Below are 16153 nucleotides of genomic sequence, written 5' to 3'. Positions count from 1 at the left end.
TTGGTGCTTCGGGGAGGGTCATCGCCCGAGCCCCTTGCGTGAGCCCAGCACGGCCGAGAGCGCGAAGCCGACCACCATGGCGGCCCCGCCGATGGCGTGCTTCCACATCGACGGCAGGTCCCGGGTGGTGACGATCGGGTCCGGCGGGAGCCCGTAGACCTCCGGCTCGTCGAGCAGCAGGAAGAAGGCCCCCGCCCCGCCGACGCCGTCGTCCTCGTCGCGCCCGTAGAGCCGGGCGGTCTCGACGCCCTGCTCCTTGAGCGTGGCCAGCCGGGCGTCGGCCCGGGCCTGGAGCTCGTCGAGGTCGCCGAACTGGATCGACTGGGTCGGGCAGGCGGTGGCGCAGGCCGGCTGCAGCCCGTCGGTGAGCCGGTCGTAGCACATCGTGCACTTGAAGACCCGGCCGTCGTCCTTGCGCTGGTCGATGACGCCGTAGGGGCAGGCCGGCACGCAGTAGCCGCAGCCGTTGCAGATGTCGCCCTGCACGACCACGGTGCCGAACTCGGTGCGGAACAGCGCCCCGGTCGGGCAGACGTCCAGGCAGCCGGCGTGCGTGCAGTGCTTGCACACGTCGGAGGACATCAGCCAGCGGATCTCCCGGTCGGCCGAGTGACCGGTCTGCGGGTCGAACTCGCTGAGCGCCTCGGCGTTGAGCACGCTGGACTGCGCGGTCAGCCCGCCGTCGGCGTTGCCGCCGTGCGACGTGGCGTGCGCGTCGCCCGGGGCTCCACCACTCCCACAGCCGCCTCCGCCGCTCCCGCAGCCCGCCGCGGGTGCGCCGGCGCCCTCGGCACCGGCCCCGGGCAGCCCGATCCCGGGCATCGGCAGGTCGACGGCCCGGCTCTGCTCGACGAACGCCACGTGCCGCCAGGAGTTGGCCCCCAGCATCCCGGTGTTGTCGTAGGACATCCCGGTCATCGCCATGACGTCGCGGTTGCCGTCCGCGTCGTCCATCGGGAGCGTGTTCCACTCCTTGCAGGCGACCTCGCAGGCCTTGCAGCCGATGCAGACCGACGTGTCGGTGAAGAAGCCCACCCGCGCGGGGTGGTCCTCGGCGTAACCGGCCTCCCCGCTCACGTCGGGCAGCGGGCCGTAGAGCCGGTTGGCCGGGTCGTTGCCGGTGAGCGCCGGGCTCGCCGAGCTGACGGTCGTCACGAGCGCTCCTCTTCCATCGGGTCGCGCTGCATCAGCTCGTCCCCTCCTCGATCGGTGCCCGGCCGCCGCTGGGGACCAGGCCCGACTGCACGCCCGCCCGGATCCGGTAGTCCTCCACGTACTGCACCAGCGCCTTGCCGCGCGGACGCCGCCCGGGCTGGATGTCGCAGGTGGCGACCTTCGTCTCCTGGATGTGCACGTTCGGGTCCATCACGACACCGAACAGGTCGTTGCCGGAGTCGCCGGTGGACAGCCCCTGCTCACCCCAGTGGTACGGGATGCCGATCTGCTCGACGAGCTGGCCGCCCTTGAGCTTCATCGGCCGGATCCGCTCGGTGACCAGGACGCGGGCCTCGATCGCCGTCCGGGCGCTGATCAACGTCGCCCAGCCGCCGTGCTCCAGGTTGCGCTCCTGCGCCAGCTGCGGGCTGACCTCCACGAAGAACTCCGGCTGGAGCTCCGACAAGTAGGGCAGCGTGCGGCTCATCCCGCCGGCGGTGTGGTGCTCGGTGAGCCGGTAGGTGGTCATCGCGTAGGGGTAGACCGTGCTGCGCGGCGGGTTGCCCCGGTTGTACGCAGCCTGGATCTCCTCCCGGCCCGGGTTGGCCTGCTGGCCGTACAGCGCGTTCTCCACCGGCGACTCGGCCGGCTCGTAGTGCGCCGGCATCGGGCCGTCGGCGAGCCCCGCCGGCACGTACAGCCAGGCCTTGCCGTCGGCCTGCATGACGAACGGGTCGGCACCGCCCAGTCCGGCCTGCGCGGTCGCGCCCTCCGGCGGCACGTAGTCCGGCCGCTTGGTCGCCTCGAAGTCGGGGACGTCATGACCGACCCAGCGGCCGGCTCCGTCCTCACCTGCCTCCTCGTCCCACCAGATGTAGGCCTTGCGCTCGCTCCACGGCTTGCCGTCCGGGTCGGCCGAGGCGCGGTTGTACAGCGTGCGCCGGTTCGACGGCCAGGCCCAGCCCCACTCCGCGGCCACCCAGTCCTGCTCCCGGCCGGGCTTGCGCCGGGCCGCCTGGTTGACCCCGTCGGCGTAGACGCCGGTGTAGATCCAGCAGCCACCGCTGGTCGACCCGTCGTCCTTCATGTCCAGGTACGTCGAGAGCATCTCGCCGTCGGCGTCGTAGCCGTTGATCTCCCGGAGCACCGCGTCCGCGCTGGGCTCCTCGGTCTCCCCGTGCGTCGGGTAGTCCCAGGTGAGGTCCAGCAGCGGGCGGTCCCGCGGGTCGGTGGACCCGGCCAGCTTCTCCCGCAGCCTGCGGCCCAGGTGGAAGTAGAACCACAGGTCGCTGCGGCAGTCGGCCGGCGGCTCGACCGCCTTGTGCCGCCACTGCAGCAGCCGCTGCGTCTGGGTGAAGGTGCCCTCCTTCTCCACGTGCGTGGCCGCGGGCATGAAGAAGACCTCGGTGGCGATGTCCTCGGTGACCAGCTCACCGGTCTCGATCTCCGGGGCCGTCTTCCAGAACGTCGCCGACTCGATCATCTGCAGGTCACGGACGACCAGCCACTCGAGGTTGGCCAGGCCGAAGCGCTGCATCCGCCCGTTGGCGCTGCCCACCGCCGGGTTCTCCCCGACGAGGAAGTAGCCGGGCACGTTGCCCTGGATCATGTCGGCGACCGTGGTGTAGGTGCCGTGGTCACCGGTCAGCCGGGGCAGGTAGTCGAACGCGAAGTCGTTCTCCGGCTGCGCCGCGTCGCCCCACCAGGACTTCAGCAGGCTCACCGAGTAGGAGCGCATGTTGCCCCAGAAGCCCACCCGGTCGTCGCTGGAGGCGCAGAAGCTGTCCAGGTCGGTGTGCTGCTGGGCGTGGGGCATCGGGATGTAGCCGGGCAGGATGTTGAACAGCGTCGGGATGTCGGTGGAGCCCTGGATGCTCGCGTGCCCGCGCAGCGCCAGGATCCCGCCACCCGGGCGGCCCATGTTGCCCAGCAGCGCCTGCAGGACCGACGCCGTCCGGATGTACTGCACGCCCACCGTGTGGTGCGTCCAGCCCACCGAGTACACCCACGCCGTCGTCCGCTCGCGGTTGCTGTTGGCGGTGACCCACTCGGCGACCTTGAGGAACACCTCGGGTTCGATGCCGCAGATGTCGGCGACCATCTCGGGGGTGTAGCGGGCGTAGTGCCGCTTGAGCACCTGGAAGACGCAGCGCGGGTGCTGCAGCGTCTCGTCCCGCTTCGGCTTGCCGTGGATGTCGGCCGAGCCCTGGGCACCCTGCTGCTGGTCGGACTCCTTGACGCCCTCGGTCTCGTCGTCGGTGCCGTCGTCCGCGGCGTCGTCGGGCCGGTCCTCCTCGTCCTGACGGAAGGCCGACCCGCCCGGCTGGCTCGGCGAGCGCTGGCCGGCCGAGGAGGGCACGTTCACGCCCTCGTACTGCCAGGTCGTCTCGTCGTACTGCCCGGTCTCGGGGTCGAAGCCGGAGAACAGGCCGTCGAGGTCCTCGGTGTCCTGGAAGTCCTCACGCAGGATCGCCGCCGCGTTGGTGTAGGCGACGACGTACTCGCGGAAGTCCAGGTCGTTGTCCAGGACGTACTTGATCAGCCCACCGAGGAACGCGATGTCGGTGCCGGCACGCAGCGGGACGTGCAGGTCGGCCAGCGCGCTGGTGCGGGTGAACCGCGGGTCGATGTGGATGACCTTCGCGCCCCGCGCCTTGGCCTCCATGACCCACTGGAAGCCGACCGGGTGGCACTCGGCCATGTTCGAACCCTCGATCACGATGCAATCGGAGTTCACCAGGTCCTGCTGGAAGTTCGTGGCGCCGCCACGACCGAACGAGGTCCCCAGACCGGGGACCGTCGCGGAGTGCTATATGCGGGCCTGGTTCTCGATCTGGATCGCGCCCATGGCGCTGTAGAGCTTCTTCATGAGGTAGTTCTCCTCGTTGTCGAGGGTCGCCCCTCCGAGGCTCGCTATCCCCAGCGTGCGGTTGACGGCGTGGCCGTCCACCTCGTCCTGCCAGCCTTTGCGGCGGGCGTCAAGGACGCGGTCGGCGATCATGTCCATCGCCGTGTCGAGGTCCAGGTCCTCCCACTCCGTCCCGTGCGGACGGCGGTACTTGACCGTGGTCACCCGGCTCGGGCTGGTCACCAGCTGCTTGCTCGCGCTGCCCTTGGGGCAGAGCCGGCCGCGGCTGATCGGCGAGTCGGGGTCGCCCTCGATCTGCACGACCTGCTCGTCCTTGACGAACACGCGCTGGCCGCAGCCCACCGCGCAGTAGGGGCAGACCGACTGCACCACGCGATCTGCGGTGGCCGTGCGGCTCACCACCTGCTCGGTCGCCTTGCTGCGGGCGGCCTTGCCGCGCCCCAGCGGGTCAGGACCCGTCAGCTGCCGGAACACCGGCCATGCATCCAGCCACGTCTTCACCCCGTCGAGCTTGCCACCCAGATCCGCCTGCCGCGCGTTCAGCCCTCCGGCGGGTCGCGCCCGGCCGGGCCGCTGCGGCGGCTCCCCGCCCCCCGCGCCCGGACGGACGACCCGGCGCACGGGGGCAGGGGCTGGTGCAGCTGAGTAGCGTGATCGGTGACACCAGGAGGCGCCCCATCGCAACCGACCACGCACGCTGCCCAGAAGCTGACCTCAGCTGCCCCTGCGCCGGCGACCCGGCCGTCCACCCGGGCGGCGCCCAGCAGCTCGCCGGGGCTCCCGCCGGCGCCGAGGCGATGGTCGAGTGCCCCGAGTGCGGCGAGCCCAGCAGCCCGCTGCGGATCGTCACCTGGGGTCACTGCCGGGTCTGCCGCACCGCGGACTCCCGGGCGACCCAGCCCCTGCGCTGGTGAACCCGCGCCACTGAGCAGGAGGTCCCCCGCCCCTTCGGGTGAGTGGCCCCCGCCACCTCTGCAGTCCGGAGGTCCGGGTCCCGACAACTGACCCGTGACCTCCGGAGCCCTCACCGCACCCACGCGGGCCATGGCCGCTCCGACGCGGGGTGGCCCGGCCGCCGTCCGCACGCTGACCCGGCCACTGGTCCTCGCCGTCCTCGCCGCCCTCGCGACCCTGTCCGCCGGCCTGCTGCCCGCCCCGGCCTCGGTCACCGTCGCCGTGACGGTGAACTTCCTGGCCGTCGCCGGTGTCCTGGTCCTGCTCGCCCACGCCGGGCGGCACAGCGCCCACCCGGCCGGCTGGCGTTGGTACGCCGTCTCGGTGGGCGTCAGCGCCCTCGGTGCGCTGGCCGCGGGGGCGGTGCTGCCCTGGGGGCAGACCGCCCTGGGCAGCCTCCCCGGTCACCTGCTGGTGGTCGTCGCGATCCTCCGGATGCTCGACCGTGCCTCACTGCGGGCCGCACGGGCCCAGGTCGCCACGATGCTGGTCCTCTTCGTGCTCGCCGACCTGCTGACCGTGCACACGCTGTACCACCTGACCATCGGCCGGGAGGGGCTCCTCTCCCTGTCCCAGACGGTCGCGCTGTTCGCCCTGCTGTCCAGCATCGCCGTCGGCACCGGCTTCTCCCTGGTGTTCATCGCGATCTGCCCGGCCGCCCAGCGCCCCGTCGGCTGGCTGCTCTTCGCCTCGCAGGTCGCCACCGCACTGGCCGGCGCCTGCTCCTCGATCGCCTCCGGGCCGGGCCCGGTCCAGTACCTGGCCTGCGCCCTGAGCGTCCTGGGCATGGGCCTCCTCGTGGTCGCCTGCCGCGCCGACCGGCCGCGGCCCACCGCCGACCGCGGGAACGCGGCCGGCTCCACCCTCGGTGCGCTGCTGCCGCACGCCACCGCGCTGGCCGGCGGCCTGCTGCTGCTGCTCAGCGTCCCCGTCACCGGCACCCTGACCATCTTCGGGACGACGCTCGGCGCGCTCGGGCTGGGCGCCCTGCTGGCCCACCAGGTGGTGTCCTGGCGCACCCAGCAGCGGCTCACCAGCGACCTACAGCGCAGCGAGGCCTACTTCCGCACGCTGGTCCGCGGCAGCGCCGACCCGGTGCTGATCCTCGACGACCAGCTGCAGGTGCAGTGGGTCTCCCCAGCCATCACCGCACTGCTCGGCCTGGACCCGCAGCGCATCGTCGGTCACTCGATCGCCGCCGCCGTCCACCCCGACGACGCCCCCGGCCTGGTCGCCGCGCTGAGCGCCACCTCCGTCGACCCCTCGGAGACCAAGACCCGGACGGCGCGGGTGCGGCACCTGGACGGCCGCTGGCTGCTGATCCAGTCCCAGGTCCGCGACCTGCGCGGCGACCCCGACGTGGGCGCCCTGGTCCTCTACTGCCGCGACGTCAGCGCGAGCGCCCGGCAGCCGGCCGACCCCCTGCCGACCTTCAGCACGAGCGACCCGACGACCGGTCTGCCCAACCGCTCGGCGCTGACCCAGCGGCTCGCCGCCGCCTTCCGCACGCCCTCGGCCGGCAGCGCCTCGCTGGTCGTGCTGGGCGTCGACGGGCTGCCCGCGGGCGACGACGTCCCGGTGCTCCGTGAACTGACCACCCGGTTCGCCCGGGCGCTGCGCGGCGACGACTGGCTGGCCCGCTCCGGGGCGAGCGAGTTCGCCGTCCTCGTCTCCGGCACGGTGGCCGACGCCGAGGTCATCGCCGGCCGGCTGGTCGCCGCCGTCGAGCCGGTGGCCACCGGCAGCGGCACGCTGCGGCTGACCGCCGCCGCCGGCGTCACGTCCCTGGACGCCGACGCGGACGCCGGGGAGGCGTTGCGCTGGGGCGACCTGGCGCTGCGCAGCGCCCGCGCCGCCGGCCCCGGCCGGGTCCGCCGGCACTCCGACGCGCTCCGGATCACCCAGCAGCGTGAGGAGACGCTCCGCACCGACCTGCACCGGGCCCTCGCCGAGGGCCAGCTGCGGCTGGTGTACCAGCCCGTCGTCGACCTGGCGCTGCACCGGACCGTCTCGGTCGAGGCGCTGCTGCGCTGGCGGCACCCCACCTACGGCGAGGTGTCCCCGGCGGAGTTCGTGCCGCTGGCCGAGGAGTCCGCCCTGATCACCGAACTGGGCCGGTGGGTGCTGGCCGAGGCCACCGCCACCGTCGCCGCGCTCCCCCATCCGGACCTCGGGGTGGCGGTCAACGTCTCGGCGCGGCACGTGCGCAGCGGCGAGCTGGTCGCCGACGTGCTGCACGCACTGGAGACCAGCGGGCTGGCCGCCTCCCGGCTGGTCCTGGAGATCACCGAGTCGGTGCTGCTGGACGACGAGCACGTGACCGACGACCTGGCGGCCCTGCGGCGGCTGGGCGTCCGGATCGCCGTCGACGACTTCGGCACCGGCTGGTCCTCGCTGGCCTACCTCGTCGGCCTGCCGATCGACGTGCTGAAGATGGACCGGCAGTTCCTCGCCGACGTCGAGACCGACCCGCAGCGCCGGGCGCTGTGCAGCTCCGTGCTGCACCTGGGCACCAGCCTGGGCCTGGTCGTGGTGGTGGAGGGCGTCGAGACGGCGATCGAGCTGCAGCTGCTCCGCGACATGGGCCACCGGTTCATCCAGGGCTACCTGCTGGCCCGCCCGCTGGACCGCTCCGTGCTGACCACCCAGCTCCCCGGGCTCGGCGGGGTGCCCGTGCCCACCTCGGCAGCGGGCCTGCCCAGCCTGCTCCGGGCCGGGAACGACGGGCCGGCGACGTGACCGGGGCCCGGCGTCCGCACCTGGCACTGGTGCTGCTCGGCGCGCTGGTCGCGCTGGGCCTCACGGTGCCGGCCAGCCCGCCCGGTGCACTGCCGCAGTGGGACAACCTGGTGCTGACCGCGGTCGGGGCCTGGGCGGCCTGGCGCTGCGCCCGGCTCACCCGGCGGATGACCCGCCGCGACCGGCGGCCCTGGCAGCTGCTGGGCGTCAGCTCCCTGCTCTTCGCCGGTGCCAGCCTGGTGACCGGGCTGGGCATCGGCGGCCCGCAGGGCCGGTTCGGCGTGGGGGTGCTGGTCCTCGTCGCCGGGCTGGGCCCGATGCTGAGCTCCGCGCTGATCGGCGGGCGGGTCCGCGGCACCCGCTGGCCGGTCCTGGTGATCGACGGCGTGATGGTGAGCTTCGCCCTCGTCGTCGTCGCCGACGTCCTGGTTCTGGCCCCGGCGCTGACCCCGGGGGCGGTCGCCCCCGCCCTGCAGCCGCTCGTGGTCGCCTACGGCGTCTACCCGGCGGTGACCGTGGGCGTCGTCGGAGCCCTGTGCACGGTGTCGGCCGCAGCCCTCCGGCGTCCGGCGACCGCGATGATCCTGATGACCGCTCTGCTGGGGCTGGCCTCGGCGTTGCTGGCCGTGCACCTCGTGCAGCCGACCGGACCGTGGTCCGCGGGGGCCGACGTCGCGATCGCCGGCGCGCTGGTCACCGGCGTGCACGCCGTCCAGCTGGCTGCTGCCGTCCCGGCCCGACTCACGCCCGCCGGCTCCGCCCCGACCGTGAACTCCGCGGGCGTGGTCATCGACGTCCTGGCGCTGGTCGGGGTGCCGGTCACCCTGGTGACCGCCCTGCTGCTGGACCTGCGCGTCCCCGACGGCGCGCTCGCCTGCACCGCCGTCGTTGTCCTGCTCCTGCTGGTGCGGCTGTTCATGCGGATCCGGGACAGCGACCGCATCGAGGAGGACCTGCTCCGCAGCGAGGAGGACTTCCGCGGCCTGGTCGAGGCCAGCTCGGACGGCGTGGCGATCGTCGACGCCGACCTCCGCCTCGAGTTCACCTCCCCTGCGGCCCGGACCCTGCTCGGGATCGCCGCCGCGGCCGACCCGCACCCGCCGCTGCTGGACCTGCTGCACGAGGAGGACCGCGCCCGGGTCCGCCGCGAGCTGACCGCAGCGACCGATGGCGCCGCCCCCGTGGTGCACCTGCGGCTGCACGGCGCCGAGGGCGAGCGACGGGAGCTGGAGGTCAGCCACCACGAGCGCCCCGGCAGCGGCCGGCGGGTGCTCCACCTGCGGGACGTGACCACCCGGCGACGCCGCGAGCGGGAGCTGGAGCGGATGGCGTTCACCGACCACCTCACCCGGCTGCCCAACCGCGCGCTGCTGTTCCAGGAGATGGCCGCCGCGTCGGCGACCACCGGCGAGCGCTCGCTGCTGGTGCTGGACCTCGACGGGTTCAAGGCGGTCAACGACTCCGCCGGCCACGAGGCCGGCGACCTGCTGCTGGTCGAGGTGGCCCGGCGGCTGCAGGGCCTGCTGCGCGCCGACGACCTGGTCGCCCGCCTGGGCGGCGACGAGTTCGCCGTGCTGCTGGCCGGCGACGAGGAGGCGGCCGTCGAGGCCGCCCAGCGGGTGGTCGACGTGCTCGCCCGGCCCTGCCGGATCGGCGACCGCACCTTCACCGTCGGCGCCAGCGTGGGCCTCTGCCGGGTGCACCCCGGGGGCGGCCAGCTCGCCTTCCGCCAGGCCGACGCCGCCCTCGGCGCCGCCAAGAAGGCCGGCAAGGGCTGCTGGCGGCTGCACACCGAGGACCGGGTGGCGCAGGCCGCGGCCAGCAGCTCGCTCGCCACCGCCCTGGCCGACGGGGAGGTCCAGCTCCGCTTCGACACCATCGCCAACGGCGACACCGGCATCCTCGCCGCGCTGCACGCCCAGCCGGTCTGGGTGCACCCCGAGCTCGGCACGCTCCCCGCCGCCGAGCTGTGGGCCGCAGCCGAGCGGCAGGGCTGCACCGCCGCCCTGCAGCAGTGGCTCCTCACCCGGGCCTGCGGCGACGTGGCCGCCCTCGACGACCAGCTGCTCGTCGCCGTCGATCTGCCCGCGGGGCTCGTGCACGCCGACGAGCTGCCCGGCGAGGTCGCCGTGGCGCTGGCCGCGGCCGACCTGACGCCGCCCCGGCTCACCCTCGTCGTCACCGAGGAGGTGCTGCAGACCTCCTCCGCCGCGCTCATCCCGGCGCTGCACGCGGTCCACCGGACCGGCGTCCGGCTCGGGCTGGACGACTACGGCATGGGCTCCACCCTGTGGTCGCAGCTCGCCCGCCTGCCCCTGGAGATGGTCATGGTCGACGTCCGGAACCTGTCGGCCGGCGGCAACCAGGACCGGACGCTGGAGCTGCTGGGCGCGATCGGCCGCAGCGCCCGCGACTTCGAGGTGTCCACCGTGGTCAAGGACATCACCTCCCGGGAGCTGCTCCACGAGCTGCGCGTGCAGGGCGTGGTCGCCGTCTCCGGCCCGGTGCTGCCGAGCGGCCTGACGGCCGCAGAGGTGGCCGCCCTGCTGCACCACCCCGGTCCCGCGGTGGTCGCACCCCTGCCCGCCCCCGTGCCGCTGCCGCGACCACGCGCCGGGGTGTGATGCCCGGGCGGGTGGTCGGCGCGACACTGACCCGGTGACCGCGCCGTCCCTGCGCTTCCTGGGCCACTCCACCGTCCGGCTCGAGCTGGCGGGCCGCACGGTGCTCACCGACCCGCTGCTCACCCACCGGCTGGGCCCGCTGCGGCGGGTGGTCCCGCGGCTGGCGCCGGAGGCCTGGGCCGGCGTCGACCTCGTGGTCGTCTCGCACCTGCACAGCGACCACCTGCACCTGCCCTCACTGCGCCGGCTGGGCCGCAGCACGCCGATCGTGGTGCCCCGCGGTGCCGGCCGGTGGCTCACCCGGCACGGCTTCACCGACGTCACCGAGCTCGGCGCCGGCGCGAGCCTCACCGACGGCGGCCTCACCGTCACCGCCACCCCCGCCGACCACGCCGCCCACCGTTGGGGCCCGCTCCTCACCCACGGCCCGCACGCCCCGGCGGTCGGGCACCTGCTCTCCGGGGACGGCGTCACCGTCTACGCCGCCGGCGACACCGACCTCTTCCCCGGGATGGCCGAGCTCGGCCAGGACGGCGTGGACGTCGCCCTCCTGCCGGTGTGGGGCTGGGGCCCCTCGCTCGGCCCCGGCCACCTGGACCCGGCGGGTGCGGCCCGGGCCGTGGCGCTGCTCCGCCCGCGGGTCGCCGTCCCGGTGCACTGGGGCACCTTCGCCGTCGTCGGCCTGACCTCGCTGCCCACCCCCTGGCGGGCCCGGATGCGGGCGCTGCTCGTCGAACCACCCCGCGACTTCGCGGCCGCGGTGGCCGCCGCCGGCTCGGCCACGGCGGTGGCCCTGACCGCCCCCGGGGCCACGGTCGCGCTGCCCGCCCTGGGCACCGACCCCGCCGGCGCGGACGACCGATCGCAGCCGCTCGGCCCGTGAGACCCGCCACTCCTGTGTGAGTTGCCGGGTCCCCGGGCAGCAGTCAGGCTGGGATCCAGGGGGAACGTGAAGTTCATGTGAACGACGCCCCGCCGACGTGCCGGAGGTGGGTGTGGTGCTCGACAGTGGGCCGATGCGACCTGACGCCCGCGCCTGGTTCGAGCACCGCACCACGTCGGCCACCTCGCTGGCCGAGATCGACGTCGACGCCCTGCTGCTGGCCAAGCGCCGCGGCGGACACCGGATCAGCGTCGTCCTGCCGGCGCGGAACGAAGAGGCCACCGTCGGGGTCCTGGTCCGCGACCTGGTCGAGCGCTGGGTCGAGGGCGTGCCCCTCATCGACGAGCTCCTCGTCATCGACTCCCACTCCACCGACGCGACCGCCGAGGTCGCCCGGGCGGCCGGCGCCGAGGTCGTCGCGGCGGGTGACGTCCTGCCGATGCAGGGCGACCGCCCGGGCAAGGGCGAGGCGCTGTGGAAGTCGCTGGCGGCCACCACCGGCGACCTCATCGTCTTCATCGACTCCGACCTGCTGGGCGACGTCAGCCACTACGTGCCCGGGCTGCTCGTGCCGCTGCTCACCGACCCGCGCGTCGAGTACGTCAAGGGCTGCTACACCCGCCCGCTGTCCGTGGACGGCGAGCACCGCCCGGCCGGCGGCGGCCGGGTCACCGAGCTCACCGCCCGGCCGCTGCTGAACGCGCTCTGGCCCGAGCTGGCCGGGTTCGTGCAGCCACTGGGCGGCGAGTACGCCGGCCGGCGCTCGGCGCTGGAGCAGGTGCCGTTCGTCTCCGGCTACGGCGTGGAGGTCGGGCTGCTGGTCGACCTGCTACAGGTCTGCGGCCTCAACGGGCTGGCCCAGGTCGACCTCGGCACCCGCACCCACTCCCACCAGACCGACGAGGCGCTGGGCACGATGGCCGGCCAGATCGTCTCCACCGTGCTGTCCCGCGCCGAGCGGGGCCGGCCGGACCGGCGCCGCCTGGAGCCCGGCGGGCTGCTCACCCAGTTCGCCCACGACGGCCGCGGCTTCGTGCCGAAGAGCCACACCGTCGCCGTCGACGAGCGGCCGTCGATGTGCGCCGTCGACGAGTACGCCTCGCTCCGGGCCGGCGTCGTCGGCTGATGAAGGACCCCGCTGCCCCCCACCGCTCGCACGCTCGCGGCGGGCCCCTGCAGCGGGGCCGGAAGAGCTAGGCGAGCGGGGTGTCGTCGAGTGCTGCCGCGAGGTCGCCGGGGGTGTCGTAGATCCCGACGGCACCGGCGTCGCGCAGCTCGTCGTCCCCGAAGCCACCGGAGCGGACGACGATCGCCGGCATCCCGGCGTTCTTCGCCGCCACGACGTCCCACACGGAGTCGCCGACCATCACGCTGCTGGTCTCGTCGGCGGCCCCCAGCATCTGCCGGGCCACCTTCAGCAGGTCCGGCTCCGGCTTGGACGACTCCACGTCGCCGCTGGAGGTGACCGCGTCGGCCAGGTCCCGGGCGTCGAGGAGGTCGAGGAACACCTCCACGTGCTTCGGCTTCCCCGAGCTGGCCAGCACCAGCCGGTGCCCACGCTCCTTGATGGCCACCAGCAGGTCACGGGCGCCGGGCAGCGGGGCGATCTCGTCGATGAGCGGGTCGACCTCGGCCACCCACCTGTCCCGGGCCTCGTCGCCGATCCGCCGCTCGACCTCCTCCCCGCCGAGGGCCGCGACCAGCTGGTCCCCGCCCATGCCGATCAGGCGGTGGATGCGCCAGACGGGGAAGGTCTCCCCCAGCGAGCGGAGCGCCCGGTACCAGGCCAGGGCGTGCTGGTAGTTCGAGTCGACGAGGGTGCCGTCGACGTCCATGACGGCGATCGTGGGTTCAGCCATGCCCGATGCCCTGCCCAGCCGCCCGGACGATCACCCCCTGAGCCACCAAAATGGCCATTTTGGTGGCTCACGGGTGGGTCAGTGCTGGTGCTGGAGGACGCCGCGGATGACCGTGCCGTCGCGCTGGTCCTGGTAGCCCTGGTTGACCTCGTCGAGCGAGTAGCGCTTCGTGATCAGCGACTCGACCTCGAGCGCGCCGTCCTCGTAGAGCCGCAGCAGCCGCGGGATGTCCTGGTAGGCGTTGCACATCCCGTACAGCGCGCCCTGGACCCGCTGCTCGTAGACGGTGGTGATGTTGCCGGGCAGCGCGACCGTCGTCTCCATCGTGTGGTCGGCCAGGCCGGTGAGCACCAGCGTGCCGCCCTTGCCCAGGCAGCGGTAGGCGCCGCCGGTGATCTCCGGGCTGGTCGTGCCGGTGGCCAGGATGACGACGTCCGCCCCGGTGCCGCGGGACAGCTGCTTCGCCAGGCCCGCCGCCTCCTCGGTGCTGGCGACCGCGTGAGTGGCCCCCAGGGTCTGGGCGAACTCGCGGCGGAAGGCCACCGGGTCGACGGCGACGACGGCCCCCGCGCCGGCCATCGCCGCACCCTGCACCGCGTTGCAGCCGACCCCACCGGTGCCGACGACCACCACGACGTCCCCCTGGCGCACCGGCCCGGCGTTCACCGCGGACCCCCAGCCGGTCGGGACGCTGCAGGCCATCAGCGCGGCGACGTCCAGCGGCAGGTGCGGCTCGATCTTGACGCAGGAGAACTCCGAGAGCACCGAGTGCTGGGCGAAGGCGCCGACCATGCAGAAGCCGCCGAGCTCCTCGCCGTCCAGCCGGAACGGCCACGTCCCGCCGGGCAGCTGACCGGTGCCGATGGTCGCGCCGAGGTCGCAGAGGTTCGACCGGCCGGTGGCGCACCAGCGGCAGTGGCCGCAGGCCGGGAGGAACGAGGTGACCACGTGGTCACCGGGCCGCACGCTGGTGACGCCGGCCCCGACGGCCTGGACGACGCCGGCGCCCTCGTGCCCGCCGACGATCGGGTAGCGCTGGCTCTCGAACCGCAGGTGCTCGTCGGAGTGGCACAGGCCCGCGTAGGCCATCTCCACCAGCACCTGCCCCGGGCCGGGGTCGACCAGCTCCAGCTCCGCGACCTCCCAGTCGCCGGGACCCCGCAGCACCGCACCGTGCGTCTTCATCCACCGTCTCCCCGCCTCGTTCGTGACGGGGCCCACGCTAAGGGGTCCGGCACCGAGTGGCACCCAGTGCCACCACCCAGAGCCGACGCGGCAAGGCACTGACCGGCGCACACGGGCATGGACACGGCGAGTTGCGCTCTACATTGGCCACCGTGGACACGGCGGCAGGGGGGCGCCGGGAACGCCGGAAGGCGCAGACCCGGGCGGAGATCCGCGCGGCGGCGCAGCGCCTGTTCGCCGAGCGCGACTTCTGCGCGGTGACCATCGCCGACGTCGCCACCGCCGCCGACGTCGCGGTGCAGACCGTCTTCAACCACTTCGAGAGCAAGGAAGCACTGTTCTTCGACGGCCGGACGCCGTGGGTCGAGGGGGTCGCCGCCGCCGTCGCAGCCCGACCGGACGGCACCGGTCCGCTCGCCGCCCTGCGCAGCTACCTGGAGCGGGACCTCCACCAGCTGCTGGAGCAGGAGGCCCGGCCGGAGAGCCGCCACTACCTGGAGGCCCTGGCGCGGACACCCAGCCTGCAGGAACGCGAGCGCACGCTGGTCGAGCAAGCCGGCGGTCGGGTGGCCTCGGCCCTCGCGACGGCTCTGTCGGCATCGGGACAGCCGGACGGCGCAGCGGTCGACGTGCTGAGTCGCCTGGCGGCCGGTCTGTTCCTCGTGGCCGGCCGGGTGCTGGTGCTCGCACACCGCCGGCAGGTGCTCGGCGCGGAGGCCGGCGAGGCGCACGGACCGGAGCACGCGACCACGGTCGCCACGCTGGCCATGCTGGAGGACGGGGTGCGCCGGCTCGCCCGCCAGCTGGACGTGCGGATCGACTGAGGGCTCAGCCCCCCGGCAGCTGCTCGGGGCCGAGGATCGGCAGCAGCACGTCGGTGACCAGCTGCTCGACCTGCGGGGTGCTCATCACCACGGAAGCGAACGCCGTGTAGCGCTGCCACCAGAGCGCCTGCACCACCGAGCCGAGCAGCGCGACCTGTTGCTGCGACAGCTCACGCCCGCGGGTGGCCTCCCGCGCCGAGATCTCCCGCACCACACCGGCCAGCGGGCGCACCAGCGCCTCCTCCAGACCGGCGCGCAGGTCGTCGTCGTGCCGCGCCGCCCCCATCAGGCTCGCCGCCGCGCGCTCTGCCCGGTCCAGCGGCCGGGTCCAGCGGACCAGCAGCTCGCAGAGGTCGCCGCGCAGCGACCCGGAGTCGGCGGGCAGCTCCACCAGCGGTGCGGTGCTCAGGGCGTGCCGCGCGAGCGCGGCCATCGTCGGCCACCGCCGGTAGATGCCGGCCTTGCCGGCTCGGGCACGCGCGGCGACGCGGTCGCTGTTGAGCCTGCCCCAGCCCTCGTCGGCGAGGATCTCCACCGCCACGGCCACCAGTTGGTCGGACAGCTCCGAGGACAGCGGACGGCCCGGAGGGCGTGCGCCGGCGGGTCGCGGAGGCCGTTCGGTCGTCGTCACCGTGCAATCGTGCCCACAAAAGTGGAGTGACCACAACAACCGAGGCATTCCACATCGAGATCACACTGGCGGCGCACCGGTCTCAGGCCGACGCGGCGGGCTCCACGTGCACCTGCAGGCTGGCTCCGTCGTCCGCGGTCCAGCCCTTCTCGACGGCCTGCTCCACCATCCGGTCGAAGCCCTGCGCCCAGTCGTCGGCGGTCGCCCGGGCACCGGCCGCGGCGCGCAGGGCCGAGACGTCCAGCAGCGCGGTGTCGCCGTCGGTCAGCCGGCCCATGCCCGCGTCGCGCAACGCCCGGTCGACGTCCTCGTCGGTCAGCGCACCCACGGCCAGGTGCAGCCGGGCCAGGTCGTCGACGTCGGCCACCCGCACCTCGGGCACCTCGTCGGCGCCACCGATCACCTCGACGATCATCCGTGTCCTCCTCTG

At 74.1% G+C, this 16153-nt stretch carries 10 protein-coding genes and 1 pseudogene; 5 read left to right on the top strand and 6 right to left on the bottom strand.

What is annotated here, in order from left to right; translation table 11 throughout:
* Positions 1-18: 18 nt before the first annotated feature.
* On the bottom strand, positions 19-1155 hold the full coding sequence (locus O2W20_RS11745) for a 4Fe-4S dicluster domain-containing protein (protein ID WP_269172442.1): 1137 nt from the start codon (positions 1153-1155) through the stop codon (positions 19-21).
* A 31-nt stretch (positions 1156-1186) separates the two neighbouring features.
* A pseudogene (gene fdh, locus O2W20_RS11740) lies at positions 1187-4546 on the bottom strand (formate dehydrogenase).
* Between the two features lie 522 nt (positions 4547-5068).
* On the opposite strand from fdh, the gene O2W20_RS11735 reads away from it, so the two are divergent.
* From O2W20_RS11735 to O2W20_RS11720, 4 genes are all read left to right on the top strand, one after another.
* Positions 5069-7717 (top strand): putative bifunctional diguanylate cyclase/phosphodiesterase, encoded by a 2649-nt coding sequence (locus O2W20_RS11735; protein WP_269172443.1) that lies wholly within the window; start codon positions 5069-5071, stop codon positions 7715-7717.
* The gene (locus tag O2W20_RS11730; RefSeq protein ID WP_269172444.1) at positions 7714-10341 is read left to right on the top strand and encodes a diguanylate cyclase domain-containing protein; all 2628 of its coding nucleotides are present in this window, start codon (positions 7714-7716) and stop codon (positions 10339-10341) included. The genes O2W20_RS11735 and O2W20_RS11730 overlap by 4 nt, the downstream gene beginning before the upstream one ends.
* A 34-nt stretch (positions 10342-10375) precedes the next feature.
* Complete coding sequence (locus tag O2W20_RS11725) at positions 10376-11224, top strand: MBL fold metallo-hydrolase (protein WP_269172445.1); 849 nt, start codon at positions 10376-10378, stop codon at positions 11222-11224.
* A 133-nt stretch (positions 11225-11357) separates the two neighbouring features.
* On the top strand, positions 11358-12350 hold the full coding sequence (locus tag O2W20_RS11720) for a glucosyl-3-phosphoglycerate synthase (protein WP_269172446.1): 993 nt from the start codon (positions 11358-11360) through the stop codon (positions 12348-12350).
* A 67-nt stretch (positions 12351-12417) separates the two neighbouring features.
* Here O2W20_RS11720 and O2W20_RS11715 read toward each other — a convergent pair whose 3' ends face one another.
* Positions 12418-13083, bottom strand: a complete 666-nt coding sequence (locus O2W20_RS11715) for an HAD family hydrolase (protein WP_269172447.1) — start codon at positions 13081-13083, stop codon at positions 12418-12420.
* A gap of 78 nt (positions 13084-13161) precedes the next feature.
* Positions 13162-14268 carry an NDMA-dependent alcohol dehydrogenase gene (locus O2W20_RS11710; RefSeq protein WP_269172448.1) on the bottom strand — a complete coding sequence of 369 codons (1107 nt, stop codon included), beginning with the start codon at positions 14266-14268 and terminating at the stop codon, positions 13162-13164.
* 152 nt (positions 14269-14420) lie between these two features.
* Here O2W20_RS11710 and O2W20_RS11705 point away from each other — a divergent pair, with 152 nt between their 5' ends.
* Positions 14421-15092, top strand: coding sequence for a TetR/AcrR family transcriptional regulator (locus tag O2W20_RS11705; RefSeq protein WP_269172449.1), 672 nt, complete (start codon positions 14421-14423; stop codon positions 15090-15092).
* A 4-nt stretch (positions 15093-15096) separates the two neighbouring features.
* On the opposite strand, the gene O2W20_RS11700 is transcribed toward O2W20_RS11705, so the two are convergent.
* A complete protein-coding gene (locus tag O2W20_RS11700; protein ID WP_269172450.1) occupies positions 15097-15723 on the bottom strand; it encodes a TetR-like C-terminal domain-containing protein in 627 nt (208 codons plus the stop codon).
* Between the two features lie 82 nt (positions 15724-15805).
* Complete coding sequence (locus O2W20_RS11695; protein ID WP_269172451.1) at positions 15806-16138, bottom strand: hypothetical protein; 333 nt, start codon at positions 16136-16138, stop codon at positions 15806-15808.
* Between the last annotated feature and the right edge of the window lie 15 nt (positions 16139-16153).

Source organism: Modestobacter sp. VKM Ac-2982 (assembly GCF_026967935.1).
GTDB lineage: Bacteria > Actinomycetota > Actinomycetes > Mycobacteriales > Geodermatophilaceae > Modestobacter.
Note: the sequence above shows the minus strand (reverse complement) of the source record. Positions and strands in the feature narration are given on the sequence as shown.